This window comes from Streptomyces sp. NPDC101237, assembly GCF_044767465.1.
In the GTDB taxonomy this organism is placed as follows: domain Bacteria; phylum Actinomycetota; class Actinomycetes; order Streptomycetales; family Streptomycetaceae; genus Streptomyces; species Streptomyces gramineus.
Map to the genome: position 1 here is coordinate 72,806 of NZ_JBIWNY010000001.1, position 21,186 is coordinate 93,991.

The 21,186-nt window shown below is 72.8% G+C and carries 15 protein-coding genes; 1 reads left to right on the forward strand and 14 read right to left on the reverse strand.

The annotated features are described in order from the left end of the window. Positions 1-26 precede the first annotated feature (26 nt). From ACIRQ9_RS00320 to ACIRQ9_RS00360, 9 genes are read right to left on the reverse strand one after another with little or no spacing between them, the layout of a single operon-like run. Complete coding sequence (locus ACIRQ9_RS00320) at positions 27-833, reverse strand: hypothetical protein (protein ID WP_404165569.1); 807 nt, start codon at positions 831-833, stop codon at positions 27-29. Then, positions 833-1,978, reverse strand: coding sequence for a galactonate dehydratase (gene dgoD / locus ACIRQ9_RS00325; RefSeq protein WP_404165571.1), 1,146 nt, complete (start codon positions 1,976-1,978; stop codon positions 833-835). Before dgoD ends, ACIRQ9_RS00320 begins: the two co-directional genes overlap by 1 nt. Beyond that, positions 1,975-2,718 (reverse strand): FadR/GntR family transcriptional regulator, encoded by a 744-nt coding sequence (locus tag ACIRQ9_RS00330; RefSeq protein ID WP_404165573.1) that lies wholly within the window; start codon positions 2,716-2,718, stop codon positions 1,975-1,977. The genes dgoD and ACIRQ9_RS00330 overlap by 4 nt, the downstream gene beginning before the upstream one ends. Before the next feature lie 40 nt (positions 2,719-2,758). Continuing rightward, on the reverse strand, positions 2,759-3,532 hold the full coding sequence (locus ACIRQ9_RS00335; protein WP_404165575.1) for an SDR family NAD(P)-dependent oxidoreductase: 774 nt from the start codon (positions 3,530-3,532) through the stop codon (positions 2,759-2,761). A gap of 8 nt (positions 3,533-3,540) precedes the next feature. Further along, on the reverse strand, positions 3,541-5,619 hold the full coding sequence (locus ACIRQ9_RS00340; protein ID WP_404165577.1) for an alpha-galactosidase: 2,079 nt from the start codon (positions 5,617-5,619) through the stop codon (positions 3,541-3,543). After that, entirely contained in the window at positions 5,616-6,464 is an 849-nt protein-coding gene (locus ACIRQ9_RS00345; protein ID WP_404165579.1) for a carbohydrate ABC transporter permease, read from the reverse strand. The genes ACIRQ9_RS00340 and ACIRQ9_RS00345 overlap by 4 nt, the downstream gene beginning before the upstream one ends. Then, positions 6,464-7,402: a carbohydrate ABC transporter permease gene (locus ACIRQ9_RS00350; RefSeq protein WP_404165581.1), complete on the reverse strand. Its 939-nt coding sequence runs from the start codon at positions 7,400-7,402 to the stop codon at positions 6,464-6,466. Before ACIRQ9_RS00350 ends, ACIRQ9_RS00345 begins: the two co-directional genes overlap by 1 nt. Before the next feature lies 1 nt (position 7,403). After that, on the reverse strand, positions 7,404-8,693 hold the full coding sequence (locus ACIRQ9_RS00355; RefSeq protein WP_404165583.1) for an ABC transporter substrate-binding protein: 1,290 nt from the start codon (positions 8,691-8,693) through the stop codon (positions 7,404-7,406). Positions 8,694-8,707: 14 nt separating this feature from the next. Continuing rightward, positions 8,708-10,831: a glycoside hydrolase family 27 protein gene (locus tag ACIRQ9_RS00360; RefSeq protein ID WP_404165584.1), complete on the reverse strand. Its 2,124-nt coding sequence runs from the start codon at positions 10,829-10,831 to the stop codon at positions 8,708-8,710. Between the two features lie 281 nt (positions 10,832-11,112). On the opposite strand from ACIRQ9_RS00360, the gene ACIRQ9_RS00365 reads away from it, so the two are divergent. Then, positions 11,113-15,183, forward strand: a complete 4,071-nt coding sequence (locus ACIRQ9_RS00365; protein WP_404165586.1) for a discoidin domain-containing protein — start codon at positions 11,113-11,115, stop codon at positions 15,181-15,183. Positions 15,184-15,217: 34 nt separating this feature from the next. Here the strand turns inward: ACIRQ9_RS00365 and ACIRQ9_RS00370 are convergent, their stop codons facing one another. The 5 genes from ACIRQ9_RS00370 to ACIRQ9_RS00390 all read right to left on the reverse strand — a co-directional run bounded on the left by ACIRQ9_RS00370 (position 15,218) and on the right by ACIRQ9_RS00390 (position 20,974). Then, positions 15,218-16,099 (reverse strand): alpha/beta fold hydrolase, encoded by an 882-nt coding sequence (locus ACIRQ9_RS00370; RefSeq protein WP_404165588.1) that lies wholly within the window; start codon positions 16,097-16,099, stop codon positions 15,218-15,220. Between the two features lie 75 nt (positions 16,100-16,174). Then, positions 16,175-16,552, reverse strand: a complete 378-nt coding sequence (locus ACIRQ9_RS00375) for a hypothetical protein (protein WP_404165590.1) — start codon at positions 16,550-16,552, stop codon at positions 16,175-16,177. 107 nt (positions 16,553-16,659) lie between these two features. After that, positions 16,660-17,535, reverse strand: coding sequence for a hypothetical protein (locus ACIRQ9_RS00380; protein WP_404165592.1), 876 nt, complete (start codon positions 17,533-17,535; stop codon positions 16,660-16,662). Between the two features lie 29 nt (positions 17,536-17,564). Then, positions 17,565-18,713, reverse strand: coding sequence for a hypothetical protein (locus ACIRQ9_RS00385; protein ID WP_404165594.1), 1,149 nt, complete (start codon positions 18,711-18,713; stop codon positions 17,565-17,567). Further along, complete coding sequence (locus ACIRQ9_RS00390; protein ID WP_404165596.1) at positions 18,710-20,974, reverse strand: hypothetical protein; 2,265 nt, start codon at positions 20,972-20,974, stop codon at positions 18,710-18,712. The genes ACIRQ9_RS00385 and ACIRQ9_RS00390 overlap by 4 nt, the downstream gene beginning before the upstream one ends. Between the last annotated feature and the right edge of the window lie 212 nt (positions 20,975-21,186).

The following is a 21,186-nucleotide window of genomic DNA, read 5'->3' on the forward strand; positions in this document are numbered from 1 at the left end:
GGGGGTGCGGGACGACGGGGGGCGTTTCAGGGGCAAGGGCAGGCGGCGGTCACGGTGAGCCGCCAGCGGACCTCGCCCGTGGCGCCGACGCGGGCCGCGTCGTCCGGGCCCGCGTCGGCGAGGTCGAAGACCCGGCCGAGCATGGGCTCCACGCCCGTACTGCGGTAGGGCCGGTCCGCCGGGAAGCCGCCGAGGTTGCGCCACAGGGCGACGGAGACCGGCTGTCCGTCGGCCTCGACGGCGAAGGCGAGCCGGTCCCCGCCGTCGTGCACGCAGCACCGGCCGGCCGCCACCACGGCCCCGGCCGCCGTGCCGTCGTGCGGCCCGAACCGGTCCAGGCGCAGTCCGAGCGGCGCCGGCCAGGCGCCCTCCAGCCAGCGGGCGCCGTCCGGCCAGGGCCGGTCCACCAGGTGGGCCGCCTCCGGGAACAGCCGGGCGGGCGCCGCCTCCCGGACGGTGACGACGGCCTCCTCGGAGAGGTCCAGCAGGGCGTGCGCGGCCCACAGGAAGCGGAAGCCGGGCTCGGCCGTCAGCACGTAGTCGGCCCGTACGGCGTCGGCCGTGGCGCTCAGCTTCCGCGTCAGCGTGAAGCGTGCGCAGCGGACGCGCTCGGTGTCCCCGTCCCGGGTCCAGGCCCGCGACCAGGCGTCCCCGTGGTCGGGTGTGCCGCGCACGGTGGGCACGCACTCCTCCAGGCCGCCCGCGTCCACGAACGCGTCGCCCGGTGCCACCCGGTCGCGGCCGGTGCCCTCACGCCGCCACAGCCATTCGCGGCCGCCGTGCCGCAGCGAGGTCCAGCGTCCGCCGTGGCCGGGGTCGGTCAGGACCTCCATCACCACTCCGCGAAGGAGCCGTCGGAGTGCCGCCACACCGGGTTGCGCCACTGGTGGCCGGACCGGTCGGCGGCGCGCACGGCCGCCTCGTCGACGGTGATGCCGAGCCCGGGGGCGTCACCGCGCCGCGCGTGCCCGTCGACGAACCGGAAGGGTTCGGTGTCGACCAGGTAGGACAGCAGATCGGCCGCCTTGTTGTAGTGGATGCCGCGGCTCTGCTCCTGGATCAGGAAGTTCGGTGTGGCGAAGGCGACTTGCAGACTGGCCGCCAGCGCGATCGGCCCGAGCGGGCAGTGCGGGGCGAGCTGGGCGCCGTAGGTCTCCGCGAGCGAGGCGATGCGGTGCACCTCGGAGATGCCGCCGGCGTGGGACAGGTCCGGCTGGGCGACCGCGATGCCGGCGGCCAGGACGGGCAGGAACTCCGCCCGCGAGTACAGGCGTTCGCCGGTGGCCAGCGGTATCGGGCTGGCGGCGACCAGGCCGGGGAGCAGGTGGCCCTGCTCGGGGACGACGGGTTCCTCGACGAACAGCGGGTGCAGGGGGGCGAGTTCGGCGAGGACGCGGCGGGCGCCGGCGGCGGTGAAGCGGCCGTGGAAGTCGACGGCGACGTCCCGGTCGGGACCGAGGGCGTCCCGGGCGGCCGCCACCCTGGCCACCACGGCCGCGGTCTCCGACGCCGTGGGGAGGGGCGAGGTGGCTCCGGCGGCGTTCATCTTCACCGCGGTGAAGCCGGCCTCCACCTGGGCGGTGACCTGCTCGGTGAGTTCGGCGGGTTCGTCGCCGCCGACCCAGGCGTAGACCCGGACCCGGTCGCGGACCGGGCCGCCGAGCAGGGCGTGCACGGGCGCGCCGTACGTCTTGCCGGCGATGTCCCAGAGCGCCTGGTCGAGTCCGGCGACGGCGCTGGACAGGACCGGGCCGCCGCGGTAGAAGCCGCCCTTGGTGAGCACCTGCCAGTGGTCCTGGATGCGCAACGGGTCCTGGCCCACCAGGTATTCGGCGAGGACGTCGACGGCGGCGCGCACCACCTCGGCGCGGCCCTCGACGACGGGCTCGCCCCAGCCGACCACACCGTCGTCGGTCTCGACGCGGCAGAACAGCCAGCGGGGCGGGACGAGGAAGGTCTCTATTCGTTCGATCTTCACTGGCCGCCGGTGCCTTTCGGGTCGTCGTCGGTGCCGTCGAGCCGGGCCAGGTCGCGGCCCGCCTGGTCGAGCAGGGCACGCATGGCGCGTTCGGCCGCCTCGGGGTCGCCGTCGCGGACGGCGTCGAGGACGGCGCGGTGGGCGGGGACGGGCGATTCGCTGTGCGGGGAGCTGTGCACGAGGCGGTCGCGGTGGGCGAGCCCGGACTCGATGACCATCTCCATGCGTTCGAGCAGTTCGTTGTGGGTGGCGGCGAGCAGGGCGCGGTGGAAGGCGAGGTCGGCGTCGACCGCGTGTCCCGGGTCGGCGTCGTCGTGCCGTCCCATGGCGTCCAGGGCCGCTTCCAGGGCCGTGAGGTCGGCGTCGGTGCGGCGCGTGGCGGCGAGCCGTACGGCGGCCGGTTCGATGATCGCCCGGACCTCGGCGAGATTGTGCAGCAGCGACCGGTCGGTGCCCTCGGCGCCGGCTCCCTCGAACCGCCAGCGCAGCACGTCGGCGTCGAGCAGGTTCCAGTCCGCGCGGGCGCGCACGAAGGTGCCGCGTTTCTGGCGGGCGTCGACCATGCCCTTGGCGGCGAGCACCTTGAGGGACTCGCGCAGGGCGGTGAGGCTGACGTCGAGTTCGCTCTGCAGCGCCACCAGGTCGAGGGTGGCCCCTTCCGGGATCTCGCCGCCCAGGATGCGGCGCGCCAGGGCCTCCACGGTCTGGCCGTGCACACCGCGGCGGGCGTAGGGCGTCATGTCGTACAGCCTTTCTGTTCACGGCGTGGTGCGGCGGCGCTCACTCGGAGTCCTTCACGACGCTCCAGCCGCCGTCCACCACGAGCCGGGCTCCGGTGATGAAGGAGGCCTCGTCGGCGCTGAGGAACGCGATGGCCGCGGCCACCTCCTCGGGCGTGCCGAAGCGGCGGGCGGCGGTCTGCGCGACGCTGCGCTCCCGTTCCCCGGGCGGCACCCGGTCCCAGGCGCCGGTCAGGACCGGCCCGGGCAGCACCGCGTTGACGCGTACCTCGGGCCCGTACTCGACGGCGAGCTGTCCGCACAGCGACAGCAGCGCGCCCTTGGCCGCCGCGTAGGCGGGGTGCCCGGGGATGCCGGCGTGGGCGTGCACCGACGAGGTGAGCACCACGGCCCCGCGTCCGGCCCTCAGGTCGGGCAGGACGGCCTTGAAGCCGAGGAAGCTCGCGGTGAGGTTGACGTCGAGCTGCCGCTGCCAGGACTCGGCCGTCATCTCGTGGGCCGGGCGGACGTCGGCGGTGTAGGCGTTGCTGACGAGCACGTCGACCGGGCCGAAGGCGTGGGCGGCGGTGACGACGAGGTCCCAGGCGTCCTCGGCGGCGACGTCGGCGTGCACGTAGCGGGCCCGGCCGCCGTCCTTGGTGATCCCGTCCACCACGGCCTGCCCGCGTTCGTCCGCGATGTCGACGAGGACGACGGCGGCCTCCTCGCGGGCGAGGCGTTCGGCGGTGGCGGCTCCGATGCCGGAGGCGGCACCGGTCACCACGGCGGTACGGCCGGTGAAGCGGGCACCGTACCGTCGTACGGACTGGTCCATCGGGCTCCTTAGAGGGTGAGCTTGCTGGAAACATATGCGTCCTGGCGGCGGGTCAGCACCACCAGGTCCGCATCGTGGTCGGCGCTCCAGGCGAACGGCAGGCCGTGGTGGAGCAGATGGGCTCCGCCGTACTCGGCTCCGGTCGCCGTGTCCCGGTAGCGGGCGGCCGGGTCGAGGCCGCGCAGCCGGAGGCGGTCGGGGCGGCCGGTGAGCAGCGGGGCGCCGTCGAGGCGGCCGGTGGAGAGCGCGGCGACGACGGTGCGGTCACCGTGGTCGTACTGCACTCCGCAGCTGGTGTCGTCCGGGGTGCCGAGCAGCCGGGCCTCGCCGAGGTGGACGACGTCCCGGACCTCCTTGTAGCGGGCGATCCACCGGGCGGCCTCGGCGCGCTGGGCCGGCGTCCAGGCGCGCAGGTCGGCGCCGATGCCGAGGACCCCGCACAGGGCGTTGACGAAGCGGAAGGCGAGGCTGCGCGGCCGTGGGTCGAGGATCCCGGGTGCGTCGGTGACCCAGGAGCTCATCACGTGCGGGGCGTGAGCGTGCAGGAAGCCGTGCTGGACGCGCAGCCGGTCCATGGGTGCGGTGTTGTCGCTGGGCCAGACGACGTCGGTGCGGGCGATGGTGGCGTGCTCGATGCGGCCGCCGCCGCCGGCGCAGCCCTCGACGGTGACGTCCGGGTGGGCGGCGCGCAGGTGGTCGAGGACGCGCAGGTATCCGGCGACGTGCTCGGCGTCCAGGTCGGCGGGGCCGGCGCCGGGGCGGCCGCGTTCGGTGGGCGGGCGGTTCATGTCCCACTTGAGGTAGCCGATGCCGTACGCGCCGAGCAGGCGGTCCAGGGTGGCGAGGACGAACTCCTGGACGTCGGTGCGGCCGAGGTCCAGGAGCAGCTGGTTGCGGACCAGGCGGGACGGGCGGCCCTCGACGCGGTACACCCACTCCGGGTGTTCGGCGTGGAGCCGGCTGCCGGGGCTGACCGCCTCCGGTTCGACCCACAGCCCGAAGTCCAGGCCGAGGGCGCGGACGTCGGCGACGAACCGGTCGAAGCCGTCGGGGAACGCGGCCGGGTCCGGGTACCAGTCGCCCAGCCCGCCGGTGTCGTCGGCGCGGCCGGTGAACCAGCCGTCGTCCACGACGAACAGCTCGGCGCCGATGTCCGCCGCCGCCTTCGCCAGTTCCAGCTGTCCGGCCGCGTCGACGTCGAAGCCGGTGGCCTCCCAGGAGTTGTAGAGGACCTTGCGTGTGCGGTGCAGCCGGTCGCCGGTGAGCCGGCGTTCGTAGCGGTGCCAGACCCGGGACAGGCCGTCGAGTCCGTCCGGGCTGAACGCGCAGGCGAGACGGGGCGTGGCGAGCGTCTCCCCGGCGGCCAGCAGCACGGCGCCCTCGTGCGGGACGCGGCCGGCGCGGACCCGTACGGCGCCGCCGGGTTCGGCCTCGGCCGTGATGTGCCAGTTGCCGGGCCACTCCAGCGCGATGCCGTAGGCCGCGTCGCCGCTGCGCACGGCGAGCCAGGGCGCGTACGCGTGTCCCGGCGCGCCCTGCAGGCTGCCGATGGCGAACGTGCCGCGCTCCAGGTCGAGATGGGTGAGCTGGAACTCCTGCGACCACTGCCCGCACAGGTAGGTGAGCCGGGCCGCGCCGGTGACGGGGATGTTCACGGCGGCCGAGTCGAGGCGTTCCAGGCGCAGTTCGCCGTCGGCGGTGAACTCGGTCCAGCGCAGGATCACGTCGGTGTCGGGCACGGTCTCGTAGCACAGGACCGTGCGCAGCCCGGTCTTCCCGTCGGTGAAGGCCAGCCGCAGCGTGCTCTCCGTGTGCTCCGCGCCGTCGAACTCCCACCACACACCGCGCTCGTCGCCCGCGATCAGCTCGGAGCCGGTGAACGGCCGCAGTCCGTAGGGGAGGTACTCGGCCGGGGCCGCGTCGGCGGGCGTGATGAAGTGGGTGCGGTGGGACCAGTCGAGAGCGGAGGGGCCGTCCTCGACGCCGAGCGGGCCCCAGGCGTCGAGTTCGGCCCAGGGGCCGTCCGGGGAGAGGCGGACGGTGTAGGAGGTGTGCTCCGTGCGCAGGGTCCAGCGGGGGTGGGTCACTTGACCGCTCCGAGGTTGAGTCCGGCCACGAAGTGACGCTGGAAGCGGAGGAACACGGCGACCGTGGGCGCGGCGGCGATGACCGAGCCGGCGGCGATCACGTTCCACATGGACACGTACTGGCCCTGGAGGCCGATGAGGGCCGCGGTGATCGGCATCTTGGAGTCGCTGCGCAGGACGGTGATCGCCCAGAGCAGGTCGTTGAAGATCCAGGTGAAGGACAGGGCGCTGAGCGCGGCCAGGGCGGGGCGGGTGAGCGGGAGGATGATCCGCCAGAAGATCTGCCACGGCCCGGCACCGTCCACGACGGCGGCCTGCTGGATCTCGGCCGGGATGGACCGCATGAACCCGTGCAGGACGAAGACGTAGAAGCCGACGCCGAAGCCGATCTGCACGCCGATGAGGGCGGGCAGCGTGTCGTAGACGCCCATCAGCTCGCTGAGTCTGGACACCGGGATGAGCAGGATCTGCGGGGGCAGCAGGTTGCCGCCGAGCATCAGGAGCAGCAGGGAGCGCCGGAAGGGCAGTTCGTAGCGGCTGAGGGCGAACGCGGCCATCGCGGCGAGGGCGAGCGTCACCAGGACGCTGGGGATCGTCACGAGGAGGCTGTTGATCAGCGCGCGCTGCTGGCCGCCGTCGGTCCAGGCCTGGCCGAAGTTGCCGAGAGTGAAGGAGTGCGGCCAACTGCCCAGCCCGTGGGCGGCGATGTCGTCGAAGGTGCGCAGGCTGGTGACCACGACCAGGACGATGGGCAGCAGCCACAGCGCGGCCAGCGCACCGGCGCCCAGGTGGAATCCGGCGGTGGCGGCCCGCCTGCGGCGCAGTGCCGTCGTGTCGGCGGACATCAGTCGGCCTCCCGGAAGGCGCGCACCAGGTAGGAGGCGATGACCCCGAAGGCGAGGACGAAGATGACGACGGCCAGGGCGGAGCCGTAGCCGAGGCGCAGCGACTGGAAGGCGGTCGAGTACATGTAGGTGCTCAGCAGTTCGGAGGAGTGGTAGGGGCCGCCGCGGGTGAGCGACCAGACGACGTCGAAGGAGCGCAGCGAGTCGATGACGATGACGGACAGCACGACGGCGTTGACGCTGCGCAGCTGGGGCAGGGTCACGTGCCGGAAGCGCTGCAGGGCGCTCGCCCCGTCGACCTTGGCGGCTTCGTACAGCACCGGGTCGATGCCCTTGAGGCCGGCGAGGTACAGCACCATGACGTAGCCGATCTGCCGCCACAGCGCGGGCACGATCACGGCGTACAGGGCGGTGTCCTGGTCGGCGAGCCAGGCGTGCCGCAGGCTGCCGAGGCCCACGCTCCGCAGCACCTGATCGAGGACGCCGTCGGGCTGGTAGATCGCCTGCCAGACCAGGGCGGTGGCGACCAGGGAGAAGACCACGGGCAGGAACAGCGCGGCCCGGTAGAAGCCGATGCCGCGCCGCTCCTGCTGGAGGAAGAGCGCGGCGGCCAGCCCCAGGACGGCGGACAGGCCGCCGAACAGGACCAGCCACAGCACGGTGTGGCCGGCCGCGCTGCGGAAGACGTCGTCGTGGGCCATCTCGCGGAAGTTGTCCAGGCCGACGAACCGCGGCGGGGAGACGCCGTCCCAGTTGGTGAGGGCGAGGTAGAAGCCCTGCACGGCGGGCCAGAAGACCCACACGGCCTCGGCCAGGAGCGGGACCAGGACGAAGGCGAGGACCAGGGGCGGGGTGTGCCGGGGCCCCCGGCCCGCCCGCCGCGTTCGGGCGGGCGGGCGGGCCGGGGACTTCTGGCCGGGCGCGGTCAGGACGGCCATCTCAGGCGTTCCAGATCTTCTCGGCGTCCCGCTGCCAGCCGGTCAGGATGCTTCCGATCGACTTGGGTTCGGCGAAGAACTTGGTCAGCGCCGTGTCCGCGGTGGGCTGCAGGGCGTCGCTGGAGTCCCGGTTGAAGAACTGGGTGATCTCGGCGGCCGCGTCGACGTGCGCGCGGCCCTTCTTCACGAGGGCGGTGCCGGCGTCCTTGGCGTCCGGGTTGCAGGGCAGCACGGTGCCGGAGGAGCCCTTGATGTAGATCTCCTGGGCCTCGGCCGTGGCGAGGTAGCTCATCAGGTCGCGGACCTGGTCACCGCGGCCGGTGCGGGCGCTGGCGAAGTAGCCGTCGACGGGCGCCTCCTCGGCGAGCGGGACCGTGGAGTCGATGACGGGGAAGCGGAAGAAGTCGATGTCGTCCAGGACGTTCCTGGGCGCCGAGTCGGCGAAGAAGGTCCCGATGAGCATCATGCCGGTCTTGCCGTTGAACAGGGCGGTGGTGGCGTCCTGGAAGGCGAGGGCGGTGCCGTTCGGGTCGAAGTAGGGCAGCACCTCCCGCCAGCGGTCGAAGACCTTGCGCACCTCGGGGTCGTCGAACCGGTGCTTGCCCGCGAGGAGTTCGCGGTGGTACTGGGCGCCGTTGATCCGGATGTCCAGGTAGTCGAACCAGGCGGACGCCACCCACGGCGTGTTGCCGCCGGCGCCGAGTCCGATCGGGGCGACGCCCTTGCTCTTGAGCTTGTCGCACAGGTCGAGGAAGCCGTCCCAGCTGGTGGGTTCGCTCACGCCCCACTTGGCGAACTGGGACTTCCGGTAGAACATGCCCCACCAGTAGTAGGTGTTGGGCACGAACACCTTCTTGCCGGAGCTCGCGGTGCACAGCGTGTGCAGCGCCTTGGAGTACCGCTTGAGGTCGGGCGAGGAGGCCCACACCTCGTCGAGGTCGAGCAGCAGGTTCTTCTTCGCGTAGGCGTCCGCGACCGAGCCGGGGTACCAGGTGTACACGTCCGGCGGGTTGGCCGAGGTGAGGTAGGTCGGCAGCTGGGTGCGGAAGGTCTCGGCGGCGACCGTGTTGAGGCCGGCCTTGCCGGATCCCTTCTTCGCGTAGGCCGCGACCAGGTCCTCCATCGCGGTCTTGGCCTGCGGGGCGGACAGGTTGGACTGGAGGGTCACCGCGCCCTTCGAGGAGCCCTTGGCGGAGGAGGTGTCGGTGACGCAGCCGCTGAGCAGGGCCGCGGTCCCGGCGGCCCCGAGTCCGGCGAGGAACCGGCGTCGGCTGGGCTGGTGGTCGGTCATGGTCGTTTCCTCAGTCACTTGAGTCGGGTGCGGTACACGTGGCCGTCGACTCCGCGGAACACCGCGTCGACGTCGCCTTCCGGGCCGGCGGCCGCGCCGAGCGCGCCGTCGAACGCCGCGCTCGGGAACTCCTGCCGTTTGCTCCAGCCCTGCCAGGCGCCGTCGGCGTACCGCTGCTGCCAGAGCGTGTAGTCGGCGGCCCGCGCGTACAGCAGCACCGCGTCGCCGACCGCGACCAGGGTCGGGCTGCCGCTGACGGTTCCGCCCAGGGAGGTCCAGTCGGACCACTGCCCGGCGGTGTCCCGGGTGCGGGTCCACACGTCGTCCGCCGCGCCGCGCACGGCGACGTGGACGACGCCCCGCGTGTCGACGGCGGCGGACGGACGGCCGTACACCGGCCGGCCGCCGGGCGCGCCGAGCGAGGTCCAGCCGGAGGACGGCCCGCGCTGGACGACCGTGCCGTCGGCGCCGGTGGCGAACAGGGTCCAGTGCGCGGGGTCGGTGAAGGCGACGGTCGGCGCGTCGGTCAACCGGCCGCCCAGGGACTGCCAGGGGCCCCAGCGGCCGTCGGCCCGGACCCGCCGGTAGGCGCGGGAGTCGGCGCCGCGCACGAAGACGTCGGTGCGGCCGTCGGCGGAGCTGTACACGGCGGGCTGGCCGAGGACGCCGCCCCGGACCGGGCCGCCGAGGTCCCGGGTGCCGCCGTCCGTCTTCTCGACGAGCGTGCCGTGCGGTCCGCGGAAGAACGCGGTGCCGCCGCTCGTCACGGCCGGGCCGGCCGTGGCGGTCACGCCGAGGTCGGTGCCGGGCGGGGTGTCGGTGCCGGTGAGCTTCAGGAACGCGGTGCCGTGCGCGGGCACCTCGACGGTGTACGACCCGGTGTGCGTGCCCCGGTCGGTGCGGGCCCGCAGGTCACGGACGCGCACCGGGCCGCCGAGGCCGGTGTCGGAGAACGTGACGGTGCGCTCGGCGCTCTGGTCGGACCGGTTGAGCAGGACGACCGCGCGCTGTCCGCGGCCCTGGAGCACCTTGCTGTAGACGTCGCCGACGGAGTCGGTGGCGACCCGCACGCCCTGGACGGCCAAAGGGTCCTGGTCCACGGCGATGATCTCCGGGTTGCGCAGGGTGGCGAGCATCGAGTCGGACAGCGTGCGCGGGTCGGAGCCCAGCACCAGCGGGGAGCCCATCTCGGCCCACATCACGAACTGGCTGGTGGACTCCTCCTGCGTCAGCTCGTACGACCCGTCGGTCATCCTCCGCATCGGGATGAGGTAGTCCGGGTCGTTGTAGTGGCCGGGGCCCTGCGCCTCGGGGTGCCAGGCGTTGGCGTCCATGTTGCGCAGGATGTTGGGCCACTCGCCGGGGCTCGGGGTTCCCCAGGCGATGTCGGTGCCGGTGCGCCAGGAGTCGGCGATCGCCGGGGCGTAGACGTAGGTGTTGTGGGCGTCCTGCTCGGGGGTGTGCGGCAGGCCCCAGTCGTCGGTGAGCGGGTTGCAGAGGTTCAGCAGCATCCTGCGGCCGGACGTGGCGACCGCGTCGCTGAACTCCTTGTAGGCGGGGCCCGGATCGAGCCCGGCGCCGATCCCGCAGAGGAAGTCGACCTTGATGGCGTCGATCTTCCAGTCCGCGAACTGCCGTGCGTCCTCGGCGTAGTGGCCGCGGCTGCCGAGGCCGCAGCTCTTGCCGCCGTCGTAGGTGCCGCCGTCGGTGTAGATGCCGGCCCGCAGGCCGCGCTTGTGCAGGTAGGAGACGAGGGCCGGGATGCCGGACGGGAAGCGGTCCGGGTTGGCGACCAAGTGGCCTTGTGCGTCTCGGGGGTTGTCGGCCTGCCAGCCGCCGTCCAGCCACACGATGTCGTATCCGCTGTCGCGCAGACCGCTGCTGACCAGGCGGTCGGCGACCGAGCGCACCTCCTTCTCGGTGGGCGCGCCCAGCCCGTAGTAGGTGTTCCATCCCATGTAGGGAGTCGGCGCGAGGCCGCTGTCGTAGTACGCGGGCGCGCCGTGGTCGACGGCCGTCCCGGCGACGGCGTCGGGGGTCATGGTGGCGGCCAGGACGGCCGCGGTCGCGGCCGTGAGGGCCGGCCGGACGAACCGGTGGCGCCTGGGGCCGGTCGATACGGGCGGGTGCAAAGTCACGTGCCTCTCCCGGGGATTGGGAAGCAGGAGGACGTGACGCGGGCCGCTCCGCGGCAGAGGCCGACGACGTCACGGCGACGACTGTGGCCCGTGGCCGAAACACTGTCAAGATTAATTACTAATTTAATAGAAGCCCGCCGAGGCGTGCACGCGAAACCTTGACAGGGTCAGCACCGAGAGGCAGTGTTCGGCAACGTTGTCATGCGCACTGGCAACGTTGTCATCATCTGGTGTCCCCGGCTGTGCCGTTCCTCGAACTCACCCGATCGGAGCGCTCGTCCATGTCGGATCAGTCAACCTCGTCCTCCCGCCGCGCCGTTCTCTCGGCGGGCACCACGCTGCTGGCGGGCTTCGGGCTCGGTGCCGGCCCGCTCGCGACCACCGCCACGGCGGTATCCGGACAGCCGCTCGTCGGTGGATCGCGGTCCGAACTCGCCGCCTTCAGGCCGGTGTCGGTCTCCTCCACCGACTACGCGCCCACGCCCGCGGAGTTCGCCGTGGACGGTCTGGACACCGTCGGCGTCCGGGGCAGCGGGTGGCGGGCCGCGGCCGGTGATCCGCAGTGGATCTCCGTCGACCTCCAGGCGCCGTGCCGGGTGGAGTCGCTGCGGCTGGTCTTCGAGGCGACCGCGGACGACCCGCCGTTCACCGACTCGCCGACCGGCAGTCCGCGGGACAACACCACCGGGCAGGAGATCCTGTCGAGTTGCGCGGTCGGCTTCGTCGTGGAGACCTCCACCGACCACCGGTCCTGGACCAGCGTGTACCGCACCGAGTCCGGTACCGGCGGGGTCGTGGAGATCACCCTGAGCGAGCCGGCCACCGCCCGGTGGGTGCGCATGACGGTCCACAAGCGCTCCAACGCCAACCCGCTCGGCCTCAACGGCTTCCAGGTGTACGGCACCTGCCGCACCCCGCGCCCCGAGTTCACCGGCTGGACGGACTGGGAGTCCCGCCACCGCACCCCCGAACCCCTGCGGATCGCCGCGGACGGCACGGTGGCGCTGGAGTCCGGGTGGGACCTGACGATGGACGACCGGGCGGGCGGCGACGGCGCGGCGCTGTCCAGACCCTCGGTCGACACCGGCCGCTGGCTGCCGGCCACGGTCCCCGGCACCGTGCTGGGCTCGCTGGTGGAACAGGGGCGGCTCCCCGACCCGGTGGCCGGCTTCGGCAACCTGCACGTCCCGGAGGCGCTCTCCCGGCACTCCTGGTGGTACCGGCGCGAGTTCCGGCTCCCCGCGGGCCTGCGCACCGGCTCGGGCCGGCACGTCTGGCTGGAGTTCGACGGGATCAACCACACGGCCGAGGTCTGGCTCAACGGCACCCGCGTCGGCGACTTCACCTCGCCCTTCGCCCGCGCCGCCTACGACGTCACCCGCCTGCTCGGCGACGGCGAGCAGGCGCTCGCGGTGCGGATCGCCCCGATGCCGTTCCCCGGCAGCCCCGCCGACAAGGGCCCGGCCGGGCTGGCGTTCGTGGACGCGGGCGCGAACATGATGAACCGCAACTCGCCCACCTACCTGGCCTCCTCGGGGTGGGACTGGATGCCGGCGGTACGGGACCGGGCGGCCGGCATCTGGAACCACGTTCGGCTGCGCTCCACCGGTGCGGCGGTCCTCGGCGACCCGCGGGTGGACACCGTGCTGCCCGACCTGCCGGACACCGGCACGGCGGAGCTGACCGTGGTGGTCCCCGTGCGCAACGCGGGCACCGGCGAGGCACGGATCACCGTCGCGGCGGCCTTCGGGAAGGTACGGGTGACGCGGACGGTCACCGTGGCGGCCGGCGGCGCCGCCGACGTCGTCTTCACCCCGGACGAGTACGCGCGACTCCGGCTGCGGAACCCGGCGCTGTGGTGGCCGAACGGCTACGGCGAGCCGGCCCTGCACACGCTCACGCTCACCGCGTCCCTGGACGGCGTGGAGAGCGACCGGCGCACCACCCGCTTCGGGATGCGCCAGTTCGGCTACGCCTACGAGGTGCCGCTGACCTTCCAGTCGGGCAGCGACGCCTACGCCCAGACCGTGGACTTCACCCGCCGGACGGCCCGGTACGTGCGCGTCCTGTGCCGCACCCGGGCGACGGAGTGGGGCTCGTCCCTGTGGAACCTGTCCGTGCTGGACGCCTCCGTGCCGACCAACGACCTGGCCCTGCACAGGGAGGCCACCGCGTCCTCCGTCGACGACCCCGGCAACGGTCCGGGCAACGCCACCGACGGTGACGCGGCCACCCGTTGGTCCTCCGCCTTCGAGGACGACCAGTGGATCCGGGTCGACCTCGGGTCACAGGTGGCGTTCGACCGGGTGGTGCTCACCTGGGAGCGGGCGTACGCGAGGACGTACACCGTCCAGGTCTCCGACGACGGCAGCGACTGGACCGACGTGCGCGACGTCGACAACACGGCGGTGCCGCTGCCGTTCCGTACGTCCGGCGCGGCGAGCCTGCAGACCGTCGAGCTGGCCGCCGCGACCGCCCGGTACGTGCGGGTGTTCTGCCGTACCCGGGCGACCAGTTGGGGTTCCTCGCTGTGGAGCCTGTCGGTGGTGGACAGCGCCTCGCCGGGCACCGATCTCGCGCTGCGCAAGGAGGCCACCGCGTCCTCCGAGAGCGACGGGACGCACGCCTCCCAGGCGGTCGACGGGAATCCCGACACCCGGTGGTCCTCGGCCTACGCGGACGACCAGTGGATCCAGGTCGACCTGGGCTCGCGGGTGCGGTTCGACCGGGTGCTGCTGCTGTGGGAGCAGGCCTACGCGAAGACGTTCACGGTCCAGGTCTCCGACGACGGCGGCGACTGGCGGGACGCCGAGTCCGTCGACAACTCCACGGTGCCGCTGAAGATCAGCGTCAACGGCGTCGGGGTGTTCTGCCGCGGCGGCAACTGGGGCTGGGACGAACTGCTGCGGCGGATGCCCGCCGACCGCATGGACGCGGCCGTGCGGATGCACCGCGACATGAACTTCACCATGATCCGGAACTGGGTCGGCTGCTCCGACCGCGAGGAGTTCTACGCCAGCTGCGACGAGCACGGCCTGCTGGTGTGGAACGACTTCCCCAACGCCTGGGGCATGGATCCGCCGGACCACCGGCTCTTCCTCGACCAGGTGACCGACACCGTACGGCGCTACCGCATCCACCCGAGCGTGGCCGTGTGGTGCGGCGCCAACGAGGGCGACCCGCCGGGACCGGTGGACGACGGCATGCGGGCCGCGGTCCGGGACGAGGCGCCGGCCGTGCTCTACCAGAACAACTCCGCGGCCGGGATCGTCTCCGGCGGCGGCCCCTACGGCTGGGTCGAGCCGGAGCGCTACTACTCCCCCGCGACCTACGGCGGCGGCACGTTCGGCTTCCACACGGAGATCGGCATGCCGGTGGTGTCCACCGCGGAGACGATGCGGGCACTCGTCGGCGACGAGCCGGAGTGGCCCGTCGGCGGCGCCTGGTACTACCACGACTGGAGCACCAGGGGGAACCAGGCTCCGCAGAACTACCGCGCCGCCATCGAGACCCGGCTGGGCGCGGCGACCGGCCTGGACGACTTCTGCCGCAAGGCGCAGTTCGTCAACTACGAGAACTTCCGGGCCATGTTCGAGGCCTGGAACGACCGGCTCTGGGAAGACGCGAGCGGCCTGATGCTGTGGATGTCGCATCCTGCCTGGTACAGCACGGTCTGGCAGACGTACGACTACGACTTCGACGTCAACGGCGCCTACTACGGCGCCCGCAAGGCCGCCGAACCCGTCCACGTGCAGGCCAGTCCCGTCGACGGCCGGGTGATCGCCGTCAACCACACCGCGCGGCGGATCTCCGGTGCCACGGTCGTGGCACGCCGCTACGACCTGACCGGCCGTCAAGTGAGCGCCGGACAGCGGGCGGACGTCGACCTCGCGCCGTCCGCGGCCGCGACCGCGTTCACGCTCGATGACGAGGGGCTGCCCGACCTCCACCTGCTGCGGCTGCGGCTGACGGACGCCCGGAACAGGCTGCTGTCGGAGAACACCTACTGGCGGTACCGCGCTCCCGAGGACATGCGGGCCCTGGACCGGATGTCCCGGACCAGGGTCTCGGTGGACGTCACCGGCTCGGCCCGGGATCCGGGGACCCGGCGGCGCACGCTGACCGCCCGGGTGACCAACCGTGGTTCGTCGGTCGCGGCCATGCTCCGTGTCTCGCTCCGCGACACCCGCTCAGGGCAGCGCGTCCTGCCGACGCTCTACAGCGACAACTACCTGTGGCTGCTGCCCGGCGAGTCGCGGACCGTCACCGCCTCGTGGCCGGCCGGTACGGCGGTCGCACGGCCGGGCCTGCGGGTCGAGGGCCACAACGTGGCCCCGGTCACGGCACGGTAGCCGCTCCGGTCCGGACCTTCGGCGCCGGGCGGCCTCACCCGGTGTGGGCCGCCACGGCGCCGATGATCTCGGGCCACAGTTCGCGCGGGCGGTCGTGGCCCATGTCCGCGACGAGGAGGAGTTCGGCGCCCGGCACCAGGTCCGCGGTGCGCCGGCCTCCGCTGACGTCGATCAGCGTGTCGTCCAGGCCGTGGATCACCAGCGTCGGGACCTGGAGCTCGCGCAGCGCATCGGCGCGGGAACCGCCGAGGATCATCGCGCCGAGCTGGCGCCCCACCCCCGCCGGGTAGTAGGCGCGGTCGTAGCCGGCGGCCGCCAGTTCCCGCAGGGCCACGGGGTCGCCGTAGCGCTTGGACGCCCAGGCCAGGTCGCGTTCCGCCGCGGCGATGTACCCCTCGCGGTCCCGGGGCTTCGGGCTGAGCAGCACGGCCTGCGCCTCGGGCGTCGCCTGCCCGTACTCGCGCTCACCGGTCGAGGACATCATGGAGGTCAGCGTCAGCACCCGTTCCGGCCGGGCGATGGCCATCCTCTGGGCGATCATCCCGCCCATCGACGCGCCGACCACGTGGGCGCGTTCGATGCCGAGGGCGGTGAGCAGGCCGAGGCCGTCGTCGGCCATGTCCGTCAGCCCGTAAGGGATCATCGCGAGGGCGGCCGCGATGTCTCCGGAGGTCACCGCGCCGACGAAGCGGCCGATGTCGACCGGATGCGCGTCGAACTTCGTGGACAGGCCGCTGTCACGGTTGTCGTACCGGATGACGTAGCGGCCGCGGTCGGCCAGCGCGCGGCAGAAGTCCTCGTGCCAGGCGATCATCTGGGCACCGAAGCCCGTCACGAGCAGCACCGGCGGATCTCCGGGGTCGCCGAAGGCTTCGTAGGCGAGGGACACTCCGGGCGACACGTCTGCGAGGGGCATGGCCGGATCCTGCCAGGTGGGGACGGACAGGCGCACGCGGGTTTCGGGTGCACGGACCGGGCGGGGGGCCCGGCCTCATCGCAGGGGCGGTCGCGCGGGCGGATGAGCGGCGCGCAGCGCGGACAAGTGCCTCAGCGCCGACCTGATGTTGGTGACGATGTCCGTGACGCGGGCTCTGCGGCCGGAGCCGTCCGCAACGAGGAGCGAGTTCCCGTCCTCCCGGGGAACGGCCCGTACCACGTCGAAGACCCGCTCCCTGTCCAGGGCCACGGCGAGGTCCAGGCCCTCGACCCTGACCAGCGCGAACCCGGGCGGGTCGACCCACTTGAGGACCGGGAGGCCGGAATCCCACGCGACGGCCAGCCGGGCCCGCAGCCGGGCCAGGACCGGCCGCCTGCTCTCCTCGTCGGTGGACCGGAACTCGCAGCGCAGTTCCAGCCTGCTGCCCTCCACGAGCCACTCCACCTCGTACTGCGGGAGGGCGTGGACGCAGAGGTCACGGCCGCGCAGCGGGAGGGTGACGCGCCGCTCCTCGGTGCCCCTGTACGTCCTGCCCGATGTCAGGAAAGCACCCCGGAGATCCAGAGAATCCCGGTCAGCAGCGACAGGAGTACCAAGGCGGCCAGCGATGCCCGAGCCATCGGTGTCCGCCACCGGACTTTTGGGTGGCCCCCCGCGGGGTCCGGGAGCGCGGGCGGCCCCGGTGGCGCCTCGGGCTCCGGGAGGTCTGCGAGGGGCATGGCCGGATCACCGACCTTGCCGCCCTCCACGAGCACCGCGAGCCGGCCCCGGGACACCCCGTCCGCGTCCTCCGCGTCGGAGACCAGGTTGAGCAGGTGCGCCTGTCCGTGTTCCCTGCCCGAGAGCAGCGCCGACAGGCGGGCCAGGAAGGCCGGGGCGGCGCCGCGGGCCGCCCTCCCCGCGATCCACCGGTCGCCGTGGCCGCGGCCGGTCGCCAGGACCTCGCCGGTGACCGGTTCCAGCGACGCCACCGCCGCGCGCAGCCGGGCGGTGAGGTCCTCGCGATCCGTGGCGGACCCGGAGGGGGCGGCGAGCAGGCGGTCCGCCTCCGCGGCCGGGCAGATCCCGTCGAGCAGCCCGGACAGCACCCCGTGGCCGTCCGGGTCCTCCGCCAGGTCGGCCAGCAGGCAGGAGGCCAGGCTCAGGACGGCCGCGACGTCCTGCTCGCCGGTGTCGTGGGCACCCTCCAGGGCGAGGGTGTAGTAGATGCGCCTGCCGCCGGAGTCGGTGCGGACCGACGGGATGCCGCTGAGCAGGACCCGCCAGTGATCCTCACCGTCCTCGGCGACGGCGAGCAGGCAGGGCCGCTCGGTGGCGGTCCAGTGCGCGAACGCGTCCCACCAGCGGCTGCCCGGCGCGGAGTTGACGAACGCGTAGTCATGCGCGAACGAGCGCGTACGCAGATGTATGTGCACCAGCGGGTCCCTCACCCTCGGCGGCCGGTTCAGCTCAGGTGGTGCAGGCGGGGTCCGCTGCGCCGCTCGGCCAGGGCGGCCAGGACGTCGAAGAGGGACCTGGTGACCTCCTGGGCCTCCGTGTAGCGCTGCTGGTCGGCCTCGGCGACACGTTCGCGGCGGCCGCGTTCCCCGCTGGCTCTGTTCCAGAGGTCGCGGAAGAAGCCCTCGCGCAGGTCGGCGTACTCCCTGGAGTAGCGGGCGGTCGCCTGGTACTGGGCGGCGGCCTGCTCGCTCTGCATCCGCGCGCTGTCGACCAGTTGGCGGCAGAGCAGGCTGATCAGGTCCTCCAGCCCCTTCCTGGTGATGGTGCCGGGCGGCCGGACCCGGTACTTCGGTTCCATCTCCACGTCTCCCGGGGAGCCGGGGCGCGGGACCCAGCGGGCCGAGACGAGCTCCACGCACCCGTAGGTGTCGATGGGCAGGTAGCGGACCGACGCGTGCGGTGCCGCCTCCCTGATCGTCTCCAGTACCTCGCTGAACTGGTCGACGACCTGGTGCTTGAGAGTGGCGGAGTGGTCCTGGAGGCTCCCGCTGTCCGAGAGGTAGGTCTCGCATTTGACCGGGCAGAAGATCACCATGGCGGGCTCGCCGGCCCGCTCCCGGCGGTTCTTGGCCCACCGCAGCACGACCTGCTTGATCTGGAACACGGCGAGGTGGGAGGTGAGGACGGGGGCGTGTTCGGCTCCGGCCTCCATCAGGAGCACCGAGTCGATCGGCACGATGAGCACCGAACTGTCGGCGAGGAAGGCCTCGCACTCGTTCCACTTCTGCTCGTGCTCGGGCCCCTCGCCGCCGCTCTCCAGCCAGCCGCCCGGATAGTCGAGGATGTCGAAGCGGATGGGCAGGTCCCGGCCCCGCGGCTCCAGCAGCAGCCGGAACCACGACGGGTCGCTCGTGCCGGGCATCAGCCGGGGCTGGAACACGCGGGCCTTGAGCGCGCCGGCGACCAGGTTGTCGGCGATGGCGATCCGGTTGCGGGTGAGCCGGTCGGCGGCGATCAGCTGGACCGTGGTGTCCCCGGTCAGCATCCGCTGTCCCTCCGACAGCAGGCTGGCGATCAGCGTGCTCTTGCCCACCTGGCTCGGGGCCAGCAGACCTATCTTGTACTCGAACACCGGGCGATCGGCGTCGGTCACCGTTCCTCCTCCTCCCCGGCGAGGGCCGCGATCCCCTCGGTCACCCTCACCACCCGCGCGAAGCGGCTGTTGGCCTCGTCGATGCCGCGGAACTCCTCCGGCCACAGGTCGTTGCGGTAGCTGCGCACGAAGCGGCGGAACTCCTGCGGCGAGGTGCCCGACCGGATCAGCGTGTCCTCGAACTGCTCCACCAGCGCGTGCACCACGGCCGCGGGAACCGCCGCCTCCCGCAGGAGCGACTTCTGGATCCGGAACGCCGCCTGTTCGGCGAGTCCGTTGAAGATGCCGTACAGCTCCTCGGCGCCCTCCTCGGTCAGCGGCACCGCCACCTGCTGCATCTCCTCGCCGGTGTCGGGGTGGGTGACCTGGAGGTTCAGCGGGGCGAGGTCGGGGCGCACCCGGGGATAGAGCAACGTGCGGTACTCCAGGCGGACGTCCAGCAGGCTGTGCACCGCCGCCGCGAGGTCCGGGCACGGCTGGGAGGACGCGTCGAACAGGTCGGCGAGGCGCTGCAGGAGGTCGCGGCCGGTCCCGGCGGTGCCGGGGGCCGGCTCGGCGAACAGCGCGCCGCACTCGGCGGCGACGGCCGCCGCCGTACGGTCCCAGGCGTCGGTGAGCCGTTCGGTGAAGAAGTCGTCGAGTGCGGCGAAGCGGCGGCTGATCTCCACTCGGATCCGGTTGAACTCGGGGCCGGCGAAGTCCGCCGGGTGGCCTTCGGTGATCATGCGGGTGAGGGCCAGTTCCCGCCAGGCGTCCGCGCCGCGTCCGAAACCGTCGCCGATCCAGTCCAGGACGCCCTGGTAGGCGTTTTCGACCGCCTGCGCGTAGGCCGGGTCGGCCGAGCCGTTCGCCTCCGCGGCGAGGCCGGCGACGAGCAGCCGCAGCCGCTTGGCGATTCCGCTGCGCAACTGGGCGGCCTTGGCGTCGTTGACCTCCTCCGGGACTCCGGCGCGCCGCGCCACCAGCGTCAACGCATGGCGTACGTCCGCGAGTTGCAGCCGGATCCGGTCGCGTACCGCGCCGGCGCGGCCGCGGGTGGCGGACAGCACCTCGGCGTCCATCACCGGCAGTCCGTCGGCCAGCCGCTTGAGCAGCGGAGTCAGCACCTCACGGCCGACGCGCTCCGGGTCGCGCACGTCGGTCTCGAGAACGGTGAAGAAGCGGTCGGCCTCCCCGCCGTTGAGGTTGCGCAGCAGGTCCCCGCGGAGGTTCTCGGCGAGATGCGGCTTGTCCGGGTCGATGTTGTGCACCACGTAGGCGAACTCGCCGGTGCTGCTCACGTACCCGCGCACCCTGTCCAGGAGCGCCATGCCGGAGGCGTCGGTCTCGTCGAAGAAGGAGGACGTGTCGGAGGAGCGCTTGACGACCAGCACCGCGTCGACCTCGTTGCGGAGCCCGTCCACGTGGCGCTCCTCGGCGTCGGCGGTGACCTCGCCGAGACCCGGCAGGTCGACGATGCCGATCCGGGCGACGTGCTCGTGCGGGAAGGGGCACTCGATCCGGGCCTCGCGCACCGCGGCGTAGGCGCGCCGTACCCCGCCGGGGCCGGCGGCCCTGATCTCCTCGTCCGTCGGATACGCGACGTAGGGCCGGATCTCCTCCAGCGGCACCGACGTCACCCCGCCGGTCAGCAGGTGCTCGTAGGAGGGCAGTGCGCTCTGCAGGTCACGGACCCGGGTCAGGAGCAGGCGGGCGCGGGTCTGGTCCGTGGACTCCGGGTAGCGCCAGGTGGCGAACTCCTCCAGGGAGCGCGGGGGCGCGGGATAGGAGAGAGCGGCGTGCAGCGGGGCGATCACCTCGGCGAGGAAGCCCGCCGGGCTGTACATCTCCAGCTCGGCCCGGCGCACGGTGGGCGAGTGGAAGATCCGGCTCCGCACAGCGGTGACGGGAATGCCGTCACCGGTCGGGATCTGCCGGTCGTCCAGGCCCGAGACCGACTGCAGGAGCGTGCTCTTGCCCATGCGCGCGGCGCCGCTCACCCCGAGGTTGACCGTGGTCCGGGTGAAACGTGAGGCGATCACCTGGAAGGAGACGGCGGCCTCGGCCGCCCCCGCCCGGATCTCCGGCAGCTGGGGGAAGGTGAGCGAGGCGGCGAGTTCGGGATCCAGCGAGGTGTGGGTGCGGAGATCGGCGAGGGCCGCCTCCAGGTCGTCGAAGTGCTCACCGAGCGTCTTCCACCGCGCGGTCTCCCGTTCCACGGCGGGCAGTTGACGCGATCGCGCTTCGAGCAGGGCAGCGATGGCCGCAGATATGTCTGACATGTCCCCCCCTAGCCATGACGCACCGGTTCCGTACCCCTGCGGACCGGTTCGGGAAACCGTCCCCGATATGCCTGGCAAGCTAGCGGGCGAACGAGTACGCCGCCGGACGTTCGCGGAAATCCCTTGCCACGGTGGCCGTTCGGGGGTTCGGGTCCGTTCTGCCGCCGCTCGGCCTCCGCAAGGCATGCCAGAAGGGTCGAATCCACTCGGCT